General features: G+C 61.8%; 19 protein-coding genes. 6 read left to right on the top strand and 13 right to left on the bottom strand.

The genetic code is table 11. The annotated features are described in order from the left end of the window. Nucleotides 1-67 precede the first annotated feature (67 nt). From AC07UK_RS03075 to trxA, 5 genes are all read right to left on the bottom strand, one after another. A complete protein-coding gene (locus AC07UK_RS03075; RefSeq protein WP_436222121.1) occupies nucleotides 68-1,855 on the bottom strand; it encodes an ArnT family glycosyltransferase in 1,788 nt (595 codons plus the stop codon). 245 nt (nucleotides 1,856-2,100) lie between these two features. Beyond that, nucleotides 2,101-2,361 carry a type B 50S ribosomal protein L31 gene (locus AC07UK_RS03070; protein WP_010814268.1) on the bottom strand — a complete coding sequence of 87 codons (261 nt, stop codon included), beginning with the start codon at nucleotides 2,359-2,361 and terminating at the stop codon, nucleotides 2,101-2,103. Nucleotides 2,362-2,562: 201 nt separating this feature from the next. Continuing rightward, complete coding sequence (locus tag AC07UK_RS03065; protein ID WP_494685270.1) at nucleotides 2,563-3,414, bottom strand: M90 family metallopeptidase; 852 nt, start codon at nucleotides 3,412-3,414, stop codon at nucleotides 2,563-2,565. 112 nt (nucleotides 3,415-3,526) lie between these two features. Further along, on the bottom strand, nucleotides 3,527-4,789 hold the full coding sequence (gene rho, locus AC07UK_RS03060; protein WP_010814266.1) for a transcription termination factor Rho: 1,263 nt from the start codon (nucleotides 4,787-4,789) through the stop codon (nucleotides 3,527-3,529). Nucleotides 4,790-4,968: 179 nt separating this feature from the next. After that, on the bottom strand, nucleotides 4,969-5,295 hold the full coding sequence (gene trxA / locus AC07UK_RS03055; protein ID WP_010814265.1) for a thioredoxin TrxA: 327 nt from the start codon (nucleotides 5,293-5,295) through the stop codon (nucleotides 4,969-4,971). Between the two features lie 443 nt (nucleotides 5,296-5,738). On the opposite strand from trxA, the gene AC07UK_RS03050 reads away from it, so the two are divergent. From AC07UK_RS03050 to AC07UK_RS03025, 6 genes are all read left to right on the top strand, one after another. Further along, nucleotides 5,739-6,011 carry a hypothetical protein gene (locus tag AC07UK_RS03050; protein ID WP_013957248.1) on the top strand — a complete coding sequence of 91 codons (273 nt, stop codon included), beginning with the start codon at nucleotides 5,739-5,741 and terminating at the stop codon, nucleotides 6,009-6,011. Nucleotides 6,012-6,149: 138 nt separating this feature from the next. Continuing rightward, a complete protein-coding gene (locus tag AC07UK_RS03045) occupies nucleotides 6,150-9,017 on the top strand; it encodes a PD-(D/E)XK nuclease family protein (protein WP_494685271.1) in 2,868 nt (955 codons plus the stop codon). Next, complete coding sequence (locus tag AC07UK_RS03040; protein WP_494685272.1) at nucleotides 9,014-12,643, top strand: UvrD-helicase domain-containing protein; 3,630 nt, start codon at nucleotides 9,014-9,016, stop codon at nucleotides 12,641-12,643. Before AC07UK_RS03045 ends, AC07UK_RS03040 begins: the two co-directional genes overlap by 4 nt. A gap of 694 nt (nucleotides 12,644-13,337) precedes the next feature. Further along, nucleotides 13,338-14,447 (top strand): DUF4297 domain-containing protein, encoded by a 1,110-nt coding sequence (locus tag AC07UK_RS03035; protein WP_494685273.1) that lies wholly within the window; start codon nucleotides 13,338-13,340, stop codon nucleotides 14,445-14,447. A 51-nt stretch (nucleotides 14,448-14,498) separates the two neighbouring features. Continuing rightward, nucleotides 14,499-16,223, top strand: a complete 1,725-nt coding sequence (locus tag AC07UK_RS03030) for a hypothetical protein (RefSeq protein ID WP_494685274.1) — start codon at nucleotides 14,499-14,501, stop codon at nucleotides 16,221-16,223. A 494-nt stretch (nucleotides 16,224-16,717) separates the two neighbouring features. Further along, nucleotides 16,718-17,023: a hypothetical protein gene (locus AC07UK_RS03025; RefSeq protein ID WP_494685275.1), complete on the top strand. Its 306-nt coding sequence runs from the start codon at nucleotides 16,718-16,720 to the stop codon at nucleotides 17,021-17,023. A 287-nt stretch (nucleotides 17,024-17,310) separates the two neighbouring features. Here the strand turns inward: AC07UK_RS03025 and AC07UK_RS03020 are convergent, their stop codons facing one another. The 8 genes from AC07UK_RS03020 to AC07UK_RS02985 all read right to left on the bottom strand — a co-directional run bounded on the left by AC07UK_RS03020 (nucleotide 17,311) and on the right by AC07UK_RS02985 (nucleotide 22,091). After that, complete coding sequence (locus tag AC07UK_RS03020; protein WP_494685276.1) at nucleotides 17,311-17,865, bottom strand: recombinase family protein; 555 nt, start codon at nucleotides 17,863-17,865, stop codon at nucleotides 17,311-17,313. 478 nt (nucleotides 17,866-18,343) lie between these two features. Beyond that, nucleotides 18,344-19,156: a hypothetical protein gene (locus tag AC07UK_RS03015; RefSeq protein WP_494685277.1), complete on the bottom strand. Its 813-nt coding sequence runs from the start codon at nucleotides 19,154-19,156 to the stop codon at nucleotides 18,344-18,346. Then, on the bottom strand, nucleotides 19,132-20,391 hold the full coding sequence (locus AC07UK_RS03010) for a primase-helicase family protein (RefSeq protein ID WP_494685278.1): 1,260 nt from the start codon (nucleotides 20,389-20,391) through the stop codon (nucleotides 19,132-19,134). Before AC07UK_RS03010 ends, AC07UK_RS03015 begins: the two co-directional genes overlap by 25 nt. Beyond that, nucleotides 20,369-20,575, bottom strand: coding sequence for a hypothetical protein (locus AC07UK_RS03005; protein ID WP_494685279.1), 207 nt, complete (start codon nucleotides 20,573-20,575; stop codon nucleotides 20,369-20,371). Before AC07UK_RS03005 ends, AC07UK_RS03010 begins: the two co-directional genes overlap by 23 nt. A gap of 72 nt (nucleotides 20,576-20,647) precedes the next feature. Next, nucleotides 20,648-21,136 carry a hypothetical protein gene (locus AC07UK_RS03000; RefSeq protein WP_494685280.1) on the bottom strand — a complete coding sequence of 163 codons (489 nt, stop codon included), beginning with the start codon at nucleotides 21,134-21,136 and terminating at the stop codon, nucleotides 20,648-20,650. After that, nucleotides 21,133-21,351 carry a hypothetical protein gene (locus tag AC07UK_RS02995; RefSeq protein WP_494685281.1) on the bottom strand — a complete coding sequence of 73 codons (219 nt, stop codon included), beginning with the start codon at nucleotides 21,349-21,351 and terminating at the stop codon, nucleotides 21,133-21,135. Before AC07UK_RS02995 ends, AC07UK_RS03000 begins: the two co-directional genes overlap by 4 nt. Beyond that, nucleotides 21,348-21,653, bottom strand: coding sequence for a hypothetical protein (locus AC07UK_RS02990; protein WP_494685282.1), 306 nt, complete (start codon nucleotides 21,651-21,653; stop codon nucleotides 21,348-21,350). Before AC07UK_RS02990 ends, AC07UK_RS02995 begins: the two co-directional genes overlap by 4 nt. 102 nt (nucleotides 21,654-21,755) lie before the next feature. Continuing rightward, a complete protein-coding gene (locus AC07UK_RS02985) occupies nucleotides 21,756-22,091 on the bottom strand; it encodes a hypothetical protein (RefSeq protein ID WP_494685283.1) in 336 nt (111 codons plus the stop codon). Between the last annotated feature and the right edge of the window lie 436 nt (nucleotides 22,092-22,527).

Below are 22,527 nucleotides of genomic sequence, written 5' to 3'. Positions count from 1 at the left end.
GCCGCCCGCGGCCGGAATGGTTCGATGTCGCGACAGGCGCTGCGGTGGTGGTGACGCCGGACTGGGCTCAGGGCTGGCGCGGCAGGCGGCGCCGCGGCAGGTCGGGGCGCGGATGGACGGTGCGCGCGGTATCGACCAGCCGATACATGCGGAAGCGCTCGTCGCGGTCCGCGGGGCGGCGGCCTTCCCAGATCAGTCGCCACTCGAAATGCGAGATATTGCCCGGCTCGCCATAGTCGACCGAGTCATGGCGCAGCAGCACGTCGCAGCCGTCGTTGGGGCCGCCAAAGCGGATATGGCCGAAATAGGCAAACGATGCCAGCTGCGCATCGCCCATGCGGATCGGCTGGACGCACTGGTAGGCAGGCGGCAGCGCCATTGCCGCGGCCTGGGCCACGTCGCGGTAGGTCTTGCCGTAGTTGATCGAGGGCAGCCACAGCGTCATTGCCATGACCCACATCAGGGTGGTGCCGGCGGCGGAAATCACGACTGGGCGCCAGATCTGCTTGGGCGCGCGCGACAGCCGCCAGCGCACGATCAGCACCCACGCGACCGTGGCCGCCAGCGCGAACACCACCGCGGCGATGGTGAACTCATGCTGGTAGCCGGGCAGCTGGCGGAAGACATTGCGCGCGATGCGCGGCGGCCAGCCGGTGGTCTTGGCGATCCACATGAACCAGACCGTGCCGCCGAAGATGGTGAAGAACAGCAGCGCGAACCAGTCGATCGCGTTGATCACGCCGCGCGCCAGCGTGGGCAGCGCGAATGCGGCCAGCACGGCCATCGGCGGCAGCAGCAGGATGAACTGCACGTCGCCGGCGCTGCGCTGCAGGAACAGCAGCACCAGCACCGGCAGCAGCAGCGCCAGCGGCGTCGCCACATGGGGTGCGCGGCGCATGCCGGTCCACGCGATCCAGGCCCAGCCCGCGATCGGCCAGACCGGCCACGTGTACAGGAACAGGTTGCGCATATTGAAGCCGAAGGTCGCCATATTGGGCGAACCGTAGCTGCGGCGGTCATAGCGCGACCATTCGCGGATAAAGGTCACCGCCTCGTCGCGGTCGGCTGCGCCGAAGTAGGCGGCCGCCAGCCACGCCGACACCGTCAGCAGCGCCAGCGGAATGCCGATGGCGGCCAGGCGCCGCCACGGCAGCGGCTTGCACACCAGCGCGCAGACCGCGCTGCCGCCCAGCAGCGCCAGCGGCAGCATGGGCCCGCTGGCCAGCGCCAGCCCGCCCAGCGCGGCGCCATAGACCAGGCTGCCCTGGATGGGCTTGTCGAGGCTGCGCACCATGCCGTACAGGGCCAGTGCGATAAAGGCGACCTGGCCGACCTGCGGCGTAGTCTCGTGCCCGCGCACGGCCAGGCCCACGCAGGCCAGGAAGATCAGCAGCGCGCCGTCGGCCAGCGTGCGGCCGTAATCGCGCGCGTTGGGCTGGCCGCCGAAGGCATAGGCAAATGGCTGGACCTCGTCGCGCCGGCCCAGCAGGTAGGTGGTGTACCAGATGCAGGCGCAGGTCGCGAAGAAGAACAGTGCCGTGGCCAGCCGGGCGGCGTCGGCCGCGCTCAGCCAGTTGCCGAAGCCGCGAATCATCAGCGCGCCGATCCAGAACACCAGCGGGCCGTCCTCGCTGTACGGGCGGCCGACGATATTTGGCATCAGCCAGTCGTGCAGGTTGCCGGTGGCCAGCTGCCACATGACGCCAAAGCCGGCGGCGTCCTCGTTCTTCCACGGATCGCGGCCGAACAGGCCGACCAGGCCATAGATAATGCAGATCGCCAGCAGCAGCGCGCGCGGCAGGGCGCCGGTCGCGGCAGCGGTCAACTGGACGGGTGAGGTATTGGCTTGACGCATCGATGCTCAGGTCGGGCCGTGGCGCAATGGCGCGAAGGCCACAGTATCGCGCATGCGGCGGCCACGCGGGCCGTGGCATGGCGTGGAAGCCTCACGGGGTGTGGGGTAAATCCAATGAATGCGGCGGTACCGGTCAAGGTCCGGCACAAAAGCAAAGAGGCAGCCGATGCTGCCTCTTTGCTGTTTCGCACAGGCCCCGGAGCATCTGTCCGCAGGCCTTGCGAAGCGGGGTTCGCTGAAAGCGATTACTTCGCAGCCTTGCCCAGCTTGTTGCCGAACTTCTGGCGGAACTTTTCCACGCGGCCGGCCGTGTCCATGATCTTCTGGGTGCCGGTGTAGAACGGATGCGATTCCGACGAGACTTCGATCTTGGCCAGCGGGTATTCCTTGCCGTCCTTCACGATCTTGTCCTTGGTCTGGATGGTCGAGCGGGTGATGAAGCTGAAGTCGCTGGACATGTCCTGGAACACGACTTCGCGATAATTCGGGTGAATGCCTTCTTTCATGATGAGTCCTTTCTGGTTGGGTAGCCAGTCCGTTGCAATCCGCTGTTCTCTGCCGAGGGCGAGAGCGTGCATGGCGCGGCGACGAACGAACCACTTGCCGGTAACGGGCAAACTGGGATTATGGCAGAAAAACAAAGGCTTGGGGAAGAGGCTGCGCCACGCGCGGCACAGAAAGTGTTGCGCAGGAATGCGGCAAAAACGTCACATTGAGGCCGGGTCCTGGCGATAGAAGGCGGCCAGCGACTGGTATACAACCGGCCAGTGTCGCGCAAGCCCGGTCGGCTCGACAAAAAAAGCCTCTGACGTCACGGCAAAGAACTCGCTCGGCGCCTCGGTCCCATACGGGTCGATGACGCGCAGCGCCGGTGGCAGCCGCTCCGGATGCTCCCAGTCGGCCTCGTCGCGCGCGTCCCAGGCCTCGGCAAAACGGTCGTACTCGGTCAGGAAGGTCTCAGCCCAGGCTTCCGCGTCGATGCCCGGGTGCAGCACGCGCGAGAAGGGCGGCACGCCGTCGGGCTCGCCGTCGAGCATGTCCAGCTTGTGGGCGAATTCGTGGATGACCACGTTGTAGGTATCGGCCGGCAGTTCGTGGTCGCTGTCGATGCCGGCCCCGGGGGTGTGCACGTCGGGCCATGACAGGATCACCGGCCCGTGCTCCCAGGCCTCGCCGGTGGCTTCCTCGACCACGCCGTGCACCAGGCCGATCTCGTCCTGCACGGTCCGGCGGATGATGAACTCGCCCGGGTAGAGCACGATGCCGTGCCAGCCCCGGTACCAGGGCAGCCCCAGCTTCAGGATCGGCACGCAGGCCTGCACGGCAACACTGACCACCATGTCGTCGGCCAGCGGCAGGTCGTGCGCAGTGGAGTATTCCTTGTCGGCGATGAACAGCGTGGCCAGCTCGCGCAGCGCCGCCAGGTCTTCGCTGCCGTAGCGCTGCACGAACGGCAGCGTGGCGACCGTGCGCGTCCACAGCGCGTCGGGGATGGCGTAGTGCTCCAGCTTGCGGGCCAGCGAGCGGGTGCGCAGGAATGAGGTCAGTTTGCCGAGCATGGGCGTAGCGCCGTGCGCTGTGAAATGGTCCGGCAACAAAAGGTCGGGCAACAAAAAAGGCGTGCCGGGGCACGCCTTCCTGTCCGCCTTGCGGCGATGCTGCAGCGAGGGCTCAGCCGCCTCTGCGCATCATATCGAAAAACTCGGCGTTGTTCTTGGTGGCCTTCATCTTGTCCATGATGAATTCCATCGCCTGCACTTCATCCATGTCGGAGATGAACTTGCGCAGGATCCAGATCTTCTGCAGGATTTCCGGCTTGATCAGCAGTTCTTCGCGGCGCGTGCCCGACTTGTTCAGGTTGATCGACGGGTAGACGCGCTTCTCGGCCAGGCGGCGTTCCAGGTGCACTTCCATGTTGCCGGTGCCCTTGAACTCTTCATAGATCACGTCGTCCATGCGGCTGCCGGTTTCGATCAGCGCGGTGGCGATGATGGTCAGCGAACCGCCTTCTTCCAGGTTGCGCGCGGCACCGAAGAAGCGCTTCGGGCGCTGCAGCGCGTTGGCGTCCACACCACCGGTCAGCACCTTGCCCGAGGCCGGCACCACGGTGTTGTAGGCACGCGCCAGGCGGGTGATGGAGTCCAGCAGGATCACCACGTCGCGCTTCAGTTCGACCAGGCGCTTGGCCTTCTCGATCACCATTTCGGCAACCTGGACGTGGCGGATGGCCGGTTCGTCGAAGGTCGACGCAACCACTTCGCCGCGCACCGAGCGCATCATCTCGGTCACTTCTTCCGGGCGCTCGTCGATCAGCAGCACGAACAGGTCGGCTTCCGGATGATTGTTGGCAATCGCGTGGGCGATGTGCTGCAGCATCACGGTCTTGCCGGACTTGGGCGATGCCACCAGCAGCGCGCGCTGGCCGCGGCCGATCGGCGCGATCATGTCGATGATGCGGCCGGTGATGTTTTCTTCAGCCTTGATATCGCGTTCGAGCGTGAGCGGCCGGTTCGGGTGCAGCGGCGTCAGGTTCTCGAACATGATGCGGTTCTTGACCGCTTCGGGCGGCTGCCCGTTGACCTTGTCCACCTTGACCAGTGCAAAGTAGCGTTCGCCGTCCTTGGGCGTACGCACTTCACCCTCGATCGAATCGCCGGTGTGCAGGTTGAAACGGCGGATCTGGGACGGGCTGATGTAGATGTCATCCGTGCTGGCCAGATACGAGGTTTCAGGCGAGCGCAGGAAGCCGAAGCCGTCGGGCAGCACCTCCAGCGTGCCGTCTCCAAAGATGGTTTCGCCCATCTTGGCGCGCTTCTTCAGGATCGCAAACATCAGTTCCTGTTTGCGCATCCGTTGTGCGTTGTCGATCTCGAGCGTAGCCGCCATTTCGAGAAGCGCAGACACGTGAAGCGATTTGAGTTCTGTCAGGTGCATAGACGAGGGGTACAGATGGGCCCGGACGGGCGAGACCTAAAGGGAAGGGGGGAAATGAGCGAACGCTCGGGGAGTTGTTGGTGGCATCTTAGCACAATCCGACCGGCGCGCCAGGATGTGGCGCACGCACGTCGGATCGTGACAAAACCGGGACCGTGGGTCAGGTCCCGGCGCGCAGCTTACAGGTTGCCGTCGAGGAAGGCGGTCAGTTGCGACTTGGACAGCGCGCCGACCTTCTGGGCCGCGACCGCGCCGTTCTTGAACAGGATCAGCGTCGGGATGCCGCGGATGCCGAACTTGGCCGGCACCTGCTGGTTTTCATCGACATTGATCTTGGCGATCTGCAGCTTGTCGCCGTAGTCCTTGGCGACTTCGTCCAGGATCGGCGCGATCATCTTGCAGGGGCCGCACCATTCCGCCCAGAAATCGAGCAGGACGGGTTTGTCGGACTGGAGGACGTCAGCGTCGAAGGAGGCGTCGCTCACATACTTGATTTGTTCGCTCATGGCGGAAAACCTCTGGTTTCGCTCTGTTTATGTTGAAGGCTGGAGACTTCGGAGGGCCGAACCGTTACCTTACACGAGATTGCGCGGACCCGTCGGGCCGCCTCCGCAGCCCGCAAACAGGCTGTGGGGGCCGCTGCCGCGCCCGGTGCTGCCGATATGTTACCAGTTTGCCGATTTTCAAGACTGGCCTGGCAACACTCGAAAGGGCGCCGGCACGGAAATGATTCTGCTGCAATCGGGGTATTCATTGAAATGCTTATTTTCTATGGCGCCGAGAGATTCGGGCAATCGCTCGCAGCACACGAAAGGGTGTGTCATAGAATGCACTTATGCGTGCGTCGCGGGTGCCGGATGCGAGTGGCGTGCGCGTAGAATAGAAAGCGGTTCGCGGGCGGCGCCAGCGGGCCAATCTTGCATCCTGCGCCACTGACTAGGTCATCGACATGAACACCGATCCCCGCAAGCCTTCGCAGCCCGAGCCCGGCCAGGCGCCGGACGTGGACCACCTGAGCGATGCGCTGGACCATATCAGCAGCGCCGTGGAGACCAACAGCATCGCCAGCGGTGCCGCACGCGGCCTGGTCTACAGCATCATCGAGACCCTCGGTACCCTGGTGGGCGACCCGGACCTGCCCGAGCATGCGCGCTCCGGCTATGAGGGCCTGCTCGAGACCGCGCGCGAGATCCGCGCCCGGCTGGAAAGCGGTTCGGACTGAGCCGGCTCCGCCTGTCCCGCATCGCACTTGCCGCCAGCCGCTCAGGCCGGCGGCGCCCGTATTGTTTCCGTTGCATCCTGACGCTTTCGCCGACCGACGCAGTTCGCGCAGCCATTCCGGGCTGCGCCCCACGCGCCCATGACGTCGCTACGTTTTCGCCCTGGCCCTGATTTCCTCGACCAGGCGGCCACCGCTGCCTGGTATTTCCTTGACCGCTGCGGCGCGCCGGAGGCGGGCGCGCACGTGGTCGTGCCCACCGCCGCGCAGATCCCGGGCGTGCGCCAGGCACTGGACGCCGCCGCCCGTGCGGCGGGCCGCCCGCGGCTGCTGCCGCGCGTGCTGACGCTGGGCCACTGGCTGCTCGACCTGCCGCCAGAGGGCGCCCCGGTGCGCAGCCCTGCCGCGCGCCTGCTGGCCGTGCAGCAGGCGGTGCGCGGGCAGGACTGGCTGCGCCGCGCCTTCGGCGCCCAGAACGAGACCGCCGCATGGGGCCTGTCGCAGACGCTGCTGTCGATCTGCGACGAGCTCAACGCGCGCTGGCTCGAAGACGCCGCCATCCGCGACGATGACGACATCGACGGCGACGATCGTGCCGGCCTGCTGCAGGGCGCGCTGGAACGGACCTATTCGCATCTGTCTGAGCGCTTCCTCGGCGAAGAGGCGCGCATCGTGCTGGCATTCTGGCAGGCGCTGTCCGGGCCGGACGATCCGCTGCCGGCGCGGCGCCGCGCCTTGCGCGAGCTGTCGCAGCAGCTGCGCGGCCCGGTGATCTGGATTGCCCCGACCCCGCCCACGCCGCTTGAAGCCGCGTTCCTGCGCGATGCCGCCGAGCTGGTGCCGGTGCTGCAGGTCGGCTATGACTGGACCGGGCAGGGCGAGAGCGATGTCGACTGGTACCAGACCCTGCTGGCGCTATGGCCGGAAGCAAGGATCGCCGACGATGCCGAAGCCGTCGCCCCTCCGCCGGCCATGCCTGCGCTGCCGCCGCGGCGTCCGGCGATCCGCGTGGTCGGCAGCGCGCGCTTCGAGGATGAAGCCGCCGCGGCAGCCGCGCAGCTGGTGCAGTGGCTCAATGAAGGCCGCCGCCAGGTGGCGCTGGTCGCGCACGACCGCGTGGTGGCGCGGCGCGCCCGCGCCTTGCTGGCGCGCGCCGGCGCACCGGTGCGCGACGAGACCGGCTGGAAGCTTTCCACCACGCGTGCCGCCGCTGCGCTGATGCGCTGGTTCGACCTGCTGGTGCGCGACGGCGACACCGCCGCGCTGCTGGACCTGCTCAAGAGCCCGTTCTGCCTGCCTGAGGTTGCCGGGCGTGGCGCGGCCATCGCGCTGCTTGAGCGCCAGGTGCGGCGCGAGGGCATCACCGGCGGCTGGGTGCGCCTGCGCCAGCTGTTCGGCCACGCACCGACCGCGGCGCAGCGAGCTGCCACGGAAGACGAGGATGCCGCCGAAGCACCGCGCCGCGCCGCGCACGCGCTCATCGCCGTGCTCGCCGACGAGGCGGCGCGCTGGCCGCGCGGCCTGGCGCAGCATCCGCTGGCAACCTGGCTGGAACGGCTCGACGGCATGCTCGACGGCCTCGGCATGCGCGCGGCGCTGGCCGTGGACGATGCCGGCAGCCAGCTGCTCGATGCGCTGGCGCGGCTGCAGGAGTTGCCGCTGGACGAGACCGGCGGCCATGCCACGCTGTCGCAGGGCGAGTTCCGCGCGATGCTGTCGGCGCTGCTGGAATCGGTCGCCTACAAGGAGCCCTCGGCCAGCGGCCCGGCGCGCATCACCATCCTGCCGCTGAACGGCGCGCGCATGCGCCGCTTCGAGGGCGTGGTGATCGTCGGCTGCGATGACGCGCAACTGCCGTCCAGCGCCGCCGAGCTGATGTTCTTCTCCAACCAGATGCGGCGCGAGCTGGACCTGGAAGACCGCGAGGCCCGCTTTGCGCAACAGGCGCGCGACCTGGCCGAGGTGCTGCTGAACAACGACGACGTGGTGCTGACCTGGCAACGCTACGGCAGCCGCGGCGAGCCGCATCATGTGTCGGGCTGGATCGAGCGCCTGGCGGCGTGCTGCGCGCGCGCGGGCGTCAGCATCGAAGCCGCCGCCGCACCGCAGGCGCACGAGACCTTTGCCGATCCGCAGGGCATGCCGGCGCCGGCGGCAGAGCCCGCGCTGGTGCCGGTGCGCTGGAGCGCGCAGGCCTACAACATGCTGCGCCGCTGCCCCTACCAGTTCTTCGCCGGCCGCATGCTGGGCCTGGCCGGGCTGGAGACAGTCAGCGACGAGCTGGAAAAGCGCGAGATCGGCGAACACCTGCACCACGTGCTGCTGCGCTACCACAAGGACCTGCAGGCGCGCCGCGAGCGCGGCGAGACGCTCGCGGAAGACCAGCGCCTGGCCCGCCTGGCCGAGATTTCCGAAGACGTGTTCGGCGCGCTGATGGCCGAGGACGGCAATGCCATTGCCTACTACCGGCGCTGGCGCGAGGTGATGCCGTCGTATGTCGCCTGGCAATCCGCGCGCGAGGCCGAGGGCTGGTTCTGGCGCGGCGGCGAGCTCGACGCCGGCATCGACCTGCCGATGCCCGACGGCCAGCCGCTGCGCCTGACCGGGCGCATCGACCGGCTTGACCAGGGCCCGGGCGGGGCGCATGCCGTGCTCGACTACAAGACGCAGAGCGCCACCCGCCTCAAGCGCAAGCTGGCCGAGGTCGAGGAAGACTGCCAGCTGCCGTTCTACGGCCTGCTGCGCGCCGATGCGGCAGCAGGCAGCTGGGTATCGCTCGAAGGCGCGCGCGAGGGCGCAGCGGCGGCGCAGCGCGAAGTCGGCCTGCCCGATTTTGAAGCCGCCGTCATCTGGCTGGAACGGCAGATGCGCGACGACGTCATGCGCCTGCGCCAGGGCGCCAGGCTGCCGGCCTTCGGCGATGCCTCCGCCTGCCTGTATTGCACCGCCCGCGGCCTGTGCCGCAAGGGCTTCTGGGAATCCACCGCCGTGCCGGCGCTGACATCATGACGCCCCACGATCCGCACCACGTCCAGCCTTACCAGCGCGACGGCGAACCCGTTTCCGAGGCCGAGTTCACGCGCGCCGCCTGCGATCCCGCGCGCTCGGTGGTGGTCGAGGCCTGTGCCGGCAGCGGCAAGACCTGGCTGCTGGTGGCGCGGCTGGTGCGCTTGCTGCTGGCCGGCGCCGCGCCGCACGAGATCCTGGCCATCACCTTCACGCGCAAGGCCGCCGAAGAAATGCGCGACCGCCTGCTGGAGGTGCTGGCACAGCTGTCGCGCGACAGCGACGACGACGTGATCGCCGCGCTGGTGCAGCGTGGCCTGACGCCCGACGCCGCGCGCGAGGCGCTGCCGCGTGCGCGGCGCCTGCATGCACAGGTGCTGGCGGCGCCCGGGCGCATGGCCATCGATACCTTCCACGGCTGGTTCGGCACGCTGCTGCGTGGTGCACCGCTGGCCTCCGGCATCGTGCCGGGCGCGGCGCTGCGCGAAGATGCGCTGCGCATGAAGCGCGAAGCCTGGGCCCCGGTCTGGCGCGCGCTGGCGACGCCGCAATACACCGACTTGCGCGACGCCTGGGAAACGCTGGTCGATACCGTGGGCGACTTCCAGGCACGCGCGCTGCTCGACGCGATGTTCCATGCCCGCAGCGAATGGTGGGCGATGCAGGAGGGCGGCGACCCGCTGCAGGCGCTGTCCGACTGCCTGGGCGAAGACGCCCAGGGCGACGTGCTGCTGCAGGCGCTGGCCGACGAAGGCTGGCGCGATGCCTGCGAGTCGCTGGCGCTGCGCCTGGGCGCGGCCGGCAAGACCGAGCAGAGCCACGCCGCCCGCATCACCGATGCGCTGATGGCGATCACCGCGTGGCGCGAAGCGGGCGCGGCGCCCGGCAAGCCCGCCGAACGGGTGTTCGCGCAGTTGCGCGCCGCGTTCTTCACCACCACCGGCGGCCCGCGTTCGCTGCGGCGCACCGCGGCGCTGGTCAAGGCCGCCGGCGGCGAAGGCATGGTCGATGCGTTGCTGGACGAGCATGCATCGATCTGCGCCATGCTTGACGACATCAGCGCGCGTTGTTGCGAAGCCGCGGTGCTGGCGATCAACCGCGCGCTGTTCTGCATCGGCGATGCCTTGCTGACGCGCTACCAGCGGCACAAGGACGAGCAGCGCGCGATGGACTTCGCTGACCTGGAATGGCAGGCCGCGCGCCTGATGTCGGACGAAGAGACCGCCACCTACCTGCAGGTGCGGCTCGATGCGCGTTACCGCCATCTGCTGCTCGACGAGTTCCAGGACACCAACCCGCTGCAGTGGCGCATCCTGCAGGGCTGGCTGGCCGGCTATGCGGGCCTGGGCGAGCGGCCGACGGTGTTCCTGGTGGGCGATCCCAAGCAGTCGATCTACCGCTTCCGGCGCGCCGATGCACGGCTGTTCGGCGCGGCCGGCGAGATGCTGCGCGATGCGTTCGGCGCCACCGTGCTGCGCACCAACCGCACCCGGCGCAACCGCGCCGAAGTGCTGGACTGGGTCAACGCCGTGTTCGACAGCGCGCGCGCCGAGGGCCGTTATCCGCTGTACGCGACCCAGACCACGGCACTGGCCGGCGGCAACGGGCCGGTCTGGCTGCTGCCGCTGGTGGAGCCCGAGGACAAGGCCGACGACAAGGCCGCTGCAGCCGTGGACGGCGCTGCCGAAGACGAACCGGCGCAAGCCGCCTCGGCCCATCGCGACACGCTGCTGCAACCGCGCCGGCAGGCCGGCGATTCGCTGCGCCTGGAAGAAGGCCGGCGCGTGGCCGCGTGGCTGCGCCTGGTGCGCGACACCGTGCCGGTCCATGAAGGCGGCGAGCAGCGCCCCGCGCGCTGGAGCGACATGCATCTGCTGGTGCGCCGCAAGACCCATCTGGCTGACTATGAGCGCGCGCTGCGCGAGGCCGGCATCCCGTGCCTGAGCCCGCGCCGCGGCGGCCTGCTGGCCACGCTCGAGGCGCTGGACCTGTCGGCGTTGCTGGCGTTCCTGATGACGCCGGAATCGGACCTGGATCTCGCGCACGTGCTGAAGAGCCCGCTGGTGGGGGCGACTGACGACGACCTGCTGGCGCTGGCCCGGATCGAAGGCGAGGGCAGCTGGTGGGCGCGCATCGAGTCAGGCGGCCTGCCCGGGCACGTATCCGATGCGCTGCGCGAAGGCGTGCAGCGTTTGCGCCAGTGGCTGCGCGTCGCGCCGCACCGGCCGGTGCACGACCTGATCGACCAGATCTTCCACGGCGGCGAAGTGCGGCGCCGCTATGCCGAGGCCGCGCCGCCGGATATCCGCGAACAGGTGCTGGCCAACCTCGATGCCTTCCTGAAGCTGTCGCTGGACCTCGACGGCGGGCGCTATCCGAGCCTGCCGAAGTTTATCGACGAACTGCAGGAAATCCGCCGCGGGGACGAGGGCGAAAGCCCCGACGAAGGCGGCATGGGCGAGAGCGCCGAAGACGTGGAGCCGGCCGAGGACGATCCGGCGTTTGCCGGCCTCGACGCGGTCCATATCCTGACCGTGCATGCGGCCAAGGGCCTGGAGGCGCCGTTCGTGGTGCTGCTCGATGCCAATCACAGCGAGCCGGCCGCGGACCGGGGCGGCATCCTGGTCGACTGGCCGCCGTCGTCGCCGGTGCCTCGGCATTTCTCGGCCTACGGCAAGCGCAGCGAACGCGGGCTGGCGCGTGCGCCGTTGTTCGAGTCAGAGGCGGCGCTTGGCGAGCGCGAGAACTGGAACCTGCTGTATGTGGCCATGACGCGCGCGCAGCAGGGCCTGCTGGTCAGCGGGGTCAAGGGCCGTGCCAGCCGCAGCGGTTCGGGCGAGGGCAATGCCGAGATCGCCGGCAGCTGGTATGTGCGGCTGCAGGCCGCAGGCGTCGGCGAGATGGTGCCGGCCTATCCGGGCGAGCTGGCCGATGCGCAGGAGCAGGCCCCGATGCCCGCGCGCCTGAGCGAGCCGGTGCGCTTTACCGACTTCCGGCTGCGCTATCGCGATGCAGTGGATGCGCGGCAGGGGATCGCGCTTGAAGAAGAGGGCGAGGCGGAAGCTGAAGACGAGTCCGACGGCATCGTCTTCAACGCCGCGGCCGCCCGCCACGGCGAGCTGGTGCATGCCTTGCTGGAACGCCTGACGCGCTATCCCGAAGCCTTTGCCGGCGTGCCGGGGATCGACACCGTATTGCGCTGGTTCCCGCTGACGGGCGCGCATACCGGGCCGGCACGGCAGGCGTGGCGGCAACAGGTGGCAGAAGCGCTGGAGGCGGTGGCCGCGATGCTGCGCGCGCCGGCGCTGGCGCCGTTGCTGGGGGCGGGGGACGCCCGCAGCGCGCGCAATGAAGTCGAACTCTATGACGCGCGCGGCAGGCTGCTGCGTATCGACCGGCTGGTGGAATTCGACGACCGCGTGGTGATCGTCGACTACAAGCTGCGGCTCCTGCCGCAGGAGCATGCCGCCTATCGCGCGCAGCTGGGCCGCTATGCGGCCGCGATTGCGCCGATGTTCCCGGGCAAGCGTATCGAGGCCGGCGTGGCCACTGCGGACGGCGAATGGATTCCCGCCGAGCGCCTGGCGCCGCCGGTGTCGCCAGTGCCGCAGCAGGGCTCGCTGTTCTGACGGCTGGCGTGGCACCCGGACAGGGTGCCAGAATCGGCGCAAAATGGGGTGTGCGGCGCGCGCGATCGCGGCCCGGCTGTACTAAAGTGACAGGGACTGCGCTGCAAGCGACTCGTGCGTGCGGATATAGCGGGAGGGGTACAGCAGGAGGGGGTGTGAGGTGGACGAGCCTGACCCTCTTGGGCTTTCGGGAAAAACCCTGAAGAATCAATGACTTATAGCGCCATCCTTCAGCAGCGTGACTCACTCAGGTGACACACTAGCCAGAAGTGTAGCAGACGCCAGTGGTAATGCACTTGCCGCTGCCAACGATCACCGGCCCTGACGCGGACGGGCGCTCACCCGGAAGCCGCCCGGCCCGACTCATCACCCCGACTGCTTCCATCGCCTCGTGCAGACGATATCAGCGGGAGCATCCCCGGAATGCTCCGCCAGCATCGACTTGCCGGTGCCGGGAGCGACCAGCGGCCTAGAGCGGAAAACGCCAACGTCACATTAGCAGGAATGTGACGTGGTAAAGTTTCGTTACAACATTCCAGGCATGAGGGTTCAGCAGCGATGGCGAAGGGACAGGCAAATCTTTACGTAGATCGTCAAGTTCAGCTCGCAGCTGGCAGATGCTGGCGGCTCGTACAAGTGAATATGGCCAATCCGTTTATGCTGGAAGTTCGCCGGCTGTCACGCGCGTGAAAACATGAAGACGACGCCATTTCAGGGGAAGTTAAACGATTCGCTGACAAAAGAGCGTGGAGGGCGACATGGTGGCAAGGGCCATGAATTTCAACGCTACTGGGCGCTTTGTCATTTGTTGAAACTCGATGTCGAATGCGATGATTACGTCCTGTTGCTGGAGTTTATTGAAGACGTCGCGGTATTGGACTCTAGTGATAATCCGACCGGTATCGACTTATTCCAACTCAAGAAGAACGAGGGTACTAGCGGGAAATGGAGTAGGGCAACTATTGCGACGGCAAAGAAAGGCCCCGACGGAAAGCCGGGGAAATCGATTTTAGCTAAGTTGCATGAGTCACATAGCACAGTAGGCTCAGAAGCCCGCTCGATTTCATTCGTTAGCAATGCGCCGGTCGATTTGAAACTCGGTGATGGTGGCTTGAGGTCAATTGATCGAGCTGAGTTCCGTGGCGCCATAATAGCAGACGACGTAAAATCTGAGCTTCGGAAGTCCATTGCCAAGGAGTTGTCGTGTTGCGAGACGGAAATCGACTTCAATGACTGGGTTTTTGTACGAAGCCCATTGGCGATGAATGATTTGGAAAATCATGTTACCGGAATCGTTGCGACATATCTGGCAAATAAGTTTCCGGGGCACGGGGCGAGAGCTGACGTGCTTTGTAAGGCTGTCTATAGTGAGATCAAAGTAAGAGCCACAGCTACAGACGAGGCGGCAACATTCCAGGAATTGAAGAGAATCCGTGGAATCTCGAAGGCGCAGTTTTCAGGCATGCTAACTGTAACTCTCAACAAAAAATCGGATACCGACATTGTTGAGGGTATTGTTAGCTCCTTGGCTGGAGAAAATGTTCCATTCATGCAGCGAACGCGAGTTCGTAAGGCGTTACTTCGTTTTCTCGTCGATAAAGCGGGAAAGGTGGCGTTTGGCTTGGATGCTCTTATTGAGGAAATTGAATCCGTGCAGGCGAATCTGCCGGATTCACTGGCCACGCTTTGGGACGTGGGTAAGTGGATTGCGGATTGTGTCATTAATAACGACGCATCCTCTCGATTTGCTATATACGATGCGGATTATATTCTTGCTGTTGCATTGTATAAGGTCTATCAATGAACGGCTCAGGAAACACACTTCGCTTGGTGCGGAATCTAAGGAAAGGCAAACATGACAAGTTTGCGATTCAAAGAGCTTTGGCTCGTATCAGAGATATTCAGGGCGGCGCGGAAGATCGAGTTCAATCAGAGTCGGACGCTCCTAGTGGGGCGGAACCACACCGGAAAGTCTACCGTACTCAAGAACCTCTTCCGTACGTTGGGGTGCGAAGTAAGGGGCAAGAGTGAGAGATGGGATCAGCACGCGATTTCGGTGCTTTCGTTTGACGTTGACGGCCAACCGTACAGTGCATATCGAAAAGCGAATGTATTTGCTTTGTGGCAGGAATCGACAGGGCGGGTACAAGTGACCACCAATTATGATGAGTGGTCACGAATAATGGCAAAGCTTTTCGATTTCCAGCTTATGTTGCCGACGCATGGCGAAAAGCTAGCTCAAGCAACTCCTCCCTATCTATTCCTGCCTTTTTATATGGATCAGGATGGGAGTTGGCTTGAGCAATGGAATTCATTCGATAAGTTGACGCAGTTTTCTAATTGGAAAAGACCTTTGACCGCCTATGTTACTGGTCAAAGGCCGAATGGATACTACGTTGCCAAGTTCGCGGAAGGTAAAGCGAGAGCTACCGTGACGGAACTGGAGAAAGAACTTGGGGTTGTGAAAACCGCCATGCAGCGAGTAAAGAAGACATTGCCGAAAACTCCGGTGCGGTTGGATAACCACGCATTCAAGCAAGAAATTTCTGAACTGCTAAAGACGGCTACGCAACTGAAAAGTGAGCAGGAATCTCTTCGGAAGAAAGTCTTTGATCAAGCGGCAGAACGGGAGTCCCTTGCAAGCCAAATCGGGATGGCACATGTCGCGTTGCGTGAGCTTGAAGGGGATTTGAAGTATCTTACCGAATCTCAAACTGCGGCCGAGCTTACATGTCCGACATGTGGCAGTATTCATGAGAATGGGTTTCCAGTCCGCCTAGAGTTGATCGATGATGCTGTAAGCATGAGAAAGGTTATAACTGAACTGGAGATGGATCGTAGGTCGGCAGAGGAAAAGCTTGCAGAGGTCAACGGTAACATGAGCCGTGTGAAACACAAGATCATGAATATCGAAAAGGCATTGCAAACAAGAAAGGGAATGCTCCGTCTCCAGGATGTAATCGACAGCCAAAGCTCCGAGATTGTATCGTCTGCCTTCCAAAAGGATTTAGATTCTCTTAGGAGGAATCTGACCAAAGCTGAGGAGACGGCGGCAGAAATGAAGGCGAAGGTTGCGCAGTTTGTACTGCCCGCCCGAACGCGTGAGATCAACGCGCTTTATTCGGAGCGTATGAATCTTTTTACGAGTGAACTGGAAGTGCAGGATTTGCGGGATGATATCAAGAAAAAACCCGATGCTACAGTCACCGCAATGGGGAGTGCTTTACCCCGCTCGCTGTTGGCCTATCAATATGCGGTGATTCATACATCCAAAGTCAGTGGGGAAGGAAAACAGTTTCCTATAGTGGTTGATTCGCCAAATCAGCAGGGGCAAGATGCACAACATCTCCGGCAAATGCTCAATTTTATAATGAAGCGTACTCCCGAAGATCAACAGCTAATTTTGGCCGTAGAGGATATGCCAAAGGACTTCGTGTTCGATGGGTCGATCGTGACATTGACTGAGCCATTCAGTCTGCTGAAGGAGGAGCTATACGATACCGCCAGTGATGAAATAGGTCATTTCATCGCAGCTGTTGCGACTGGTGTCGATAGATCACTAGCTCGTTCCAATGTGTAATCGTGTGAGCGATGCTCCGGGCAACGGCAAACGGGCGATCAAGCGAGACAAACCGTTGAGGTTCCTTATAGCGTGCTGGTCACTGGCAGCGGTCGCCTTCTCAGTCGGCTACGCGTATCAGTGGAAGCTGGGGCGAGACCTACGCAACGCAGTTGCGGAATGCGAGGCGGAAAGTGCGAAGCTAGGCGCTAAGGCAAATGCCGCTCCCGCGACCGAGCAAGATGGGTGGCAAGAGGTTGCTCTGGTGTGCGATCCAGACGACCTTCTCGGGCTTCCGAAGGCAGATGCATTGCCCGGTGTCCAAGGTCGAATTAGAGACTTGCGCACGGAGGCGGCGCTTCAGAAGGTAGAGCTGCCCGCTTACCTGATCTCAATCGCGCTCTTGCTGGTCGGAGCCGCCCCATACCTTTGGTATTTCCTCCTGCGCCGACTTACGGAGGTAGCGGCTGCAATACGTGGTGACTGACGAAACAATCTCGGAAAGGTCTCTAAGAATGGGCGCAAACTTCATTGAAGGGCAGGCGGCGAAGAAAGGTTCCTATGGCTTGCAGCACGTAATGCGGGCTTCAAAGCTGGCAAGCACTTTCGCGGAGAACGACGGATTGCACCCCGCCGAGAACGAAGACGGGGAATTTCGCTACCGGGTGCAGCAGGGGCTTCGCGCTGCCTGCGTAGGGCGAGAGGATGCCGCCGCCACGCTGATCCTCATGCAAACAGTCCTGGATAACCAGAAGTCAATCAAGCGGCTACTGTGGGTGGCAGTGGTGCTGCTGGCTTGGATTGCTATCAAGCTGGCGTAATGCAGCTACGGGGTGTTGGCTGAGGCCGAATTTTTCCGAAATTTTTTGGGCACCTACCCGACTTTTGCTGGAAGTGTCAGCACGCCAGCAGTAAATATCCACAGGCGATAGGCAATCTGCAAGCCGGTTGGCATGTCGGGGCTTAACAAGGGCGACTGTGCCCTAAACATAGCGCCAGCTTTAGCCAAATATGGCGTAGGCGCGTCGCTGGCTGGCTGAGGGGGTTTGCCCAGTCTGAGCACAAGAGAGGCGCTACGGGGCTGTAGCGTCGTCTGTGAGGGTGTGTGTCAGGCTTCAGCCTTGAGGTACTGGTACAGCGTCTCCCGGCTGATACCGTAGTCACGGGCTACAGCGGCCTTAGCTTCCCCGGCTGCTACACGCTCACGCAGCTTGGCGGCTTGCTCCGCCGACAGTGCGGCCTTCCTGCCCCGGTAGACGCCTTTGGTCTTGGCAATGGCGATGCCTTCACGCTGGCGCTCACGAATCAGCGAACGCTCAAACTGAGCGAAGGCGCCAAGCATGGTCAGCATGAGGGTAGCCATGGGGTCGGCCTCATCTGCCTTGAAGGTAAGGTTCTCCTTTACGAATTGAACGCTTACACCCTTGGCGGTTAGCTCACGCACCATGCGCAATAGGTCTTCCGTGTTACGGGCCAGCCTATCCATGCTGTGCACCACAAGTTGATCCCCTTCACGCACGAACTCTAGTGCCGCCTGAAGCTGGGGGCGGGTAGTGTCCTTGCCGCTGGCCTTGTCAGTGAAGGTCTTGTCTACCTGAATGCCGTCTAGCTGGCGTTCGGTGTTTTGGTCTACTGAGCTAACCCTGATGTAGCCGCACCGCATGTCCCGCTCCCTGTGTAAGTGTCAGGTTGAAGTCTAAGACCCTCGGCGGATTGTGTCAAGAAATAGTGAAACCGATCCTAATCTGACGTGTTGCGCATGGTGTACCTGACGCCTAGCTGGCCTCTACTCCAACCTGACACTCACCCTGACACTGTGCACAGTAAATGACTGGTGGGTCAGTAACCCACATAGGCGCCGGTAGGTGGGTTTTCAGTGCTGGGAAGCGTTGTAGGACTTGGGTTTGAGGGCAAAAGGCGTACACGGAAAATAGGCCAAAAGTAGGCCAAAAACGGCATTTTCCCCTTAAAAACAGGCACTTGCGTAACGCGGAAACGGCCTGATATCAGCACGATACTGTATGGATGTACAGTATTTGACACAGTTTCGGCCCATTTCGGGCGCTGGAACGCGCTGGGAATGCATTAAGAAGGATGAGCACGCGAAGCGGTTTAGCAATTCAGCCGATTCTTCCAGGCACTCACAGCACGAACTGAACTTCCTGACCTTCCACTGTGTAGCTGAGTTGGAAGCCGGCGCCGATGCCACGCTTGGCAAGGTGCACGTATGCAAGGTACTGGCGTAGATCGTCCAGCGGCACAAACACGATGCCAGCTTTCCAGTAATCCCAAGCGTCAGCCCATGACGGCGCCGTGTCGAAGACGACAATGAGGTTCTGCGGTGTCAGTGCATGTTGCACGATGGATTGCTTCACCTTGGAATGAGACCACTGGCTTTGAAGCATCTCGTATGTGCCGAACGGCTTGCCCTTGATGCTGCATTTCTTCCGCTGGCGGGCTACTTCGTTTTCGGCCTTCTGCACTGTCGTGCGGCTGTTGAGGGCGCAGCTTTTGGTTTCTGCGAAAAGCCCTAGCGTCGGGTGATACCAGTCTGGCCGCGCACAGAAGCCTGTGCCGTCCTCGTCGTGGAAGTCTCGGGGAGAGCCGCCAAGGCGGTAGTAGTCGCTGTAGCGGGTGAATCCAAGTGATTGCAGCGTCGGCGCAATGCGACGCTCGAAAGCTGAGTCATATGTCATTGGTGTATTCCTATGGGGATGGCCCCGGCTGGGGCTGGTGATGGCGGCAAGGCCGCTGGTGATGCTGAACGGGGCAAGCCCATCCTCAGTGCGGGGCACTTCGTATTTAAAAGTACGTTGAAAGTTATGCGTGGTATGCGTGTTATTTCCCGGAAGCCCTTGCTGGATAAGGCTTTGCGGGAACACGGATAACCCAAAGCATCCGTGTTTTATCCGTGTTTCTATGCGTGTTTTCAGTACGGCTCGGCTGTTGTGCATGACAGTTCATCATCCAGAATCGCTTGCGCGGCCTTCCTGTCCAGCTCCTTCCGCACCCAGTACCTTGCACGCTTGCCATTCACCAGCAGTTCCTGCGATCTGTAGCCGCCTTCGATCAAAGCATGATTGACAGCCGCGTTCTGCGGCTTGGTGTACCCAGCAGCGGTGATATACGCCTGTAGGTCGGCAACCTGCAACACCGGGTTATCAGCAAAGAAATCGGCATACACATCGTCTAGTGCGTTCCGGCTCATTGCGATCATTGCCTTGAGTTGTTCGCTCTGCGGAATGTGCTTCGGATTGAAGCCTTTAAGGCCATATTGCATGAACCAGTTGAAGATTCGGCTGAGGCTTTCTGGCTGTTGCAGCCATGAGTACAACCGGGCCAAGAATTGCTGTGTCTCTTCTTTCGATACCTTGTGGACAAGTTTCTTGGGGGCAAACCATCGGCGGTCATCCTCATCCAGACGTAGCGGACGTTCCAGATTCGAAGCCAGAATGAATCGCGTAAATGTCGGTACCATCCTTGCCATTTCTCCCTTGTGCTCAACGAGAGCATGTTCCTCAGAGAGAATAGATTTCATGCGTGTCATGGTTTCGTCACTGCCTTTTCGAGGGTCGTCCAGCAAACACAACAGATTATTCTCAAGCACGGTAGAGAACTGAGCCGTAACCTTTGAGAAGCTGGGCGCGATACTGGTATGCAGTAGCAAGGGAGCTAGGATTTCGTTGAACAGATAGCCTTTTCCGGTTCCACTTTCCGAGATGAGCAGTAGGTGCCACGATGGGCGCTCTTCCGGCTTCTGGAAGGCGTGTGCAAGCCATTGGATAGCCGTATGACGTTCAGCCGCGTCAGGAAACAATCGCTCTAGAAACTCAAGAAAGTCAGGGTGAACGTCTGCGCGCTCAGTAATAGGTTCAAATTGTCGATAGGTGTTGCACCAGAGTGTGCCGTGTCGCTCGACAAAATCTTCACCCTTGGGCTGGAAGACATGTCCGAATACGAGTGGCAGCGTGTGCTTGAGATAGCCGGTAATACCCTCAGGGGACGTGTTAGTGGCGTCCCATCGCCTAAACATTGTCGGCAAGGCCGCTTCGGGCGGAGTGGCACCAGTAAAACGATTGTAGAGGCGCAGGGTGGTGTATTTCTCGTTGGCGAGGAAGCACCAGCCACAGGCTGTGAGGTAGTGGGAGAATGCTGCGAACTGCGGGTTAGCTGAGTGAGCCATGTTCATTAATTTCCTTGCCAGCTTTGGCGATGAGCGTTGAGATGACGGTTGATTGATTCGCCTGAGTGAGCCGCACCAGTTCATGTAGTGCAGTCCATGTCTCAGGTGTCAGATACAAGTAGCGCCTCTCAAGAGTTACGCCGTCCTTGCCTTGTAAGGTTTGGCGGCCTGATTTGTTTGTAGTTGGCATGGCTGTCCTTGTTGAATGAAAAAGGGGCCACATCGCTGTAGCCCCAAAAGGAATCGCTGTCTGAAGTTGCGATTATTTGGATGTTTTCTTGGTTGTGGTCGGTTTTACCATCGTGCATTGGAAGCAGCCGATGCCGGTAAACCCCGGATGAAATTGTTCCAGGCCCTCGTCGGAAAGGCGGAAGCCACGGCCCACAAAATGTTGGAATGTCAGCACGAAGTCAAAGGGCGTCGTTTCGAGAATCTTGATTACATCGTCATCTGACGCCAGATAGTCCTGCCGTGCCTTCTCCTTCGCCTTTTCCTCATCCTCGCGTGCTTTGATTTTCGCTTGCTGCTCGTGCCATTCCTTCCGACGCAATTCATCGTACTCGGCATCACTGAGGTAATGCGGCCCGGTCGGTTTCTCCGACTCCGGGTTTTGCTTCTGCTTTGCTTTCTCTGCTTGAGCACGGACAGCAGCATGGTAATCATCCATCGCGGCTTGGTGAGCTTTGCGCTCAGCAATGGATACAAAGCGATCGGTTGCGAGGTCGGCAGGCTTGGTGATCTGATTCTTCATTGTGTTTGGATTCCGTTTCGGTAGTTGATTCGTTTAGCTTTAGTGCGGACAGACGACAGCTTGAGTTGTTCAAGCTCCGCTTCCAGTTTCTGGATTTGAGCACGCAGGGATGTAATCTCAATCATCAATTGAGGGACTACCGCGTCCTTGATAGTGCTTGTCAGTTGTTTAGCTGTTGCTTGTTTCTTGTGGTTTTGGCGTAGGGATTCTTTCATTGTGTAAGTCCCTCAACGGCGTAAGGAATAAGGCGAAACTCTTTGCCGTGAGGGATTACGCCAAAGCCGCAATTCAGGAAGGCCAGCACCAGAGATGAGAAAGTAATGTGCTTACCGGTCTTGTGTTCGAAAAACCGCCTAATGTTGTCTGTCCGCTCGGTGAAATCGAAGGCATTGATATTGGCCTTGACTACCTTGGTGAGGTCTTTTGCGGAGATGGTCGTAGGGTTAGATACTGACAAGTGAGATTCCTTCTTATGAATCCGGCAAGCGCAAAAAGCCCCATGCTTGGCGAAGGCCAAGGGGATTCTTACTGCCGGAGATTGTTTGAGAGAGGGCGGCTAGGCCGCGCGGCGCCTGTTAATGGACAGGGCCAGGGGTGATGCTGGGATGTAGCCTGAGGCTTACAGAAGCGTTTCAGAATACCCGCGATGGGTCGTCAGAACTTCAGCTTCTTGTTTCGTGAGCATCCCGACGAATACCAAGCGGGTGAGAGCTTGGAACATCCGTGACGGATGAGTGTCCGGGTTTTTGAGCTTGTGCAGACAAGCCTTGATGCTTCCGGTGCTCCACGCCGCGCCCGATGGGGCGGAAAGTTTTGCGCTATTCAGTTGCTTGGCAAGCTGGGCATGTGACATGCCAGCACGTAGACCGTCGATCAACAGACGGATACATGCATGGTAGAACGCAAGTTCATGCAGCTTGCGAGGGTGATGGCGTTCGGTGCCATTGAGGGCCATAGAGGGTGCTCCTGTGATTGTTTGAGTTCATGGGTATTGACGGCAAGTGGTGAGTTGACTTACACTTCTATTCGGGGAAATCTTTTCTTACTGTTGGTATTCTACTACACCGAGCCGTGTTTGTCAATAGCAACTTCCCGCTAGGTCAAGGTATTAATTGTAACAATGTATTTAAAAGTGCCTTTTGGGGTTCTTTTAAGGCATTTTCCGCACTGGAAGCAGCGTACACTTCTCTCCAGGTCAACTGGAGAGGATGATGTTGGATCAATTCTTCGAGTGCTTCGAGAGCCAGTGCGGCAAAGTGGCCCCGGCATCGACGGGGCCAGACGGCAAGCCGGTGTGTACGTGCTGTGGATCGGGTAACGGACAGGTGCGATCCGCAGACACGGTGAAGGAATTGCTCGACCACGGGGCCTACTGGAACATCGACCCTCGC

This window comes from Cupriavidus sp. GW821-FHT07C08 (assembly GCF_059419025.1).
Note: the sequence above shows the minus strand (reverse complement) of the source record. Positions and strands in the feature narration are given on the sequence as shown.

Bases quoted from the DNA above. Each gene is read 5' to 3' on its own strand.
- AC07UK_RS03020 (WP_494685276.1), bottom strand. From the start codon at position 17,865: ATGCGGTGCGGCTACATCAGGGTTAGCTCAGTAGACCAAAACACCGAA.
- AC07UK_RS02985 (WP_494685283.1), bottom strand. From the start codon at position 22,091: ATGGCCCTCAATGGCACCGAACGCCATCACCCTCGCAAGCTGCATGAA.
- AC07UK_RS03010 (WP_494685278.1), bottom strand. From the start codon at position 20,391: ATGAACATGGCTCACTCAGCTAACCCGCAGTTCGCAGCATTCTCCCAC.
- AC07UK_RS03035 (WP_494685273.1), top strand. From the start codon at position 13,338: ATGAAGACGACGCCATTTCAGGGGAAGTTAAACGATTCGCTGACAAAA.
- AC07UK_RS03005 (WP_494685279.1), bottom strand. From the start codon at position 20,575: ATGCCAACTACAAACAAATCAGGCCGCCAAACCTTACAAGGCAAGGAC.
- AC07UK_RS03045 (WP_494685271.1), top strand. From the start codon at position 6,150: ATGACGTCGCTACGTTTTCGCCCTGGCCCTGATTTCCTCGACCAGGCG.
- AC07UK_RS02995 (WP_494685281.1), bottom strand. From the start codon at position 21,351: ATGAAAGAATCCCTACGCCAAAACCACAAGAAACAAGCAACAGCTAAA.
- AC07UK_RS03075 (WP_436222121.1), bottom strand. From the start codon at position 1,855: ATGCGTCAAGCCAATACCTCACCCGTCCAGTTGACCGCTGCCGCGACC.
- AC07UK_RS03070 (WP_010814268.1), bottom strand. From the start codon at position 2,361: ATGAAAGAAGGCATTCACCCGAATTATCGCGAAGTCGTGTTCCAGGAC.
- AC07UK_RS03065 (WP_494685270.1), bottom strand. From the start codon at position 3,414: ATGCTCGGCAAACTGACCTCATTCCTGCGCACCCGCTCGCTGGCCCGC.
- trxA (WP_010814265.1), bottom strand. From the start codon at position 5,295: ATGAGCGAACAAATCAAGTATGTGAGCGACGCCTCCTTCGACGCTGAC.
- rho (WP_010814266.1), bottom strand. From the start codon at position 4,789: ATGCACCTGACAGAACTCAAATCGCTTCACGTGTCTGCGCTTCTCGAA.
- AC07UK_RS03030 (WP_494685274.1), top strand. From the start codon at position 14,499: ATGACAAGTTTGCGATTCAAAGAGCTTTGGCTCGTATCAGAGATATTC.
- AC07UK_RS03015 (WP_494685277.1), bottom strand. From the start codon at position 19,156: ATGCACAACAGCCGAGCCGTACTGAAAACACGCATAGAAACACGGATA.
- AC07UK_RS03050 (WP_013957248.1), top strand. From the start codon at position 5,739: ATGAACACCGATCCCCGCAAGCCTTCGCAGCCCGAGCCCGGCCAGGCG.
- AC07UK_RS03000 (WP_494685280.1), bottom strand. From the start codon at position 21,136: ATGAAGAATCAGATCACCAAGCCTGCCGACCTCGCAACCGATCGCTTT.
- AC07UK_RS03040 (WP_494685272.1), top strand. From the start codon at position 9,014: ATGACGCCCCACGATCCGCACCACGTCCAGCCTTACCAGCGCGACGGC.
- AC07UK_RS03025 (WP_494685275.1), top strand. From the start codon at position 16,718: ATGGGCGCAAACTTCATTGAAGGGCAGGCGGCGAAGAAAGGTTCCTAT.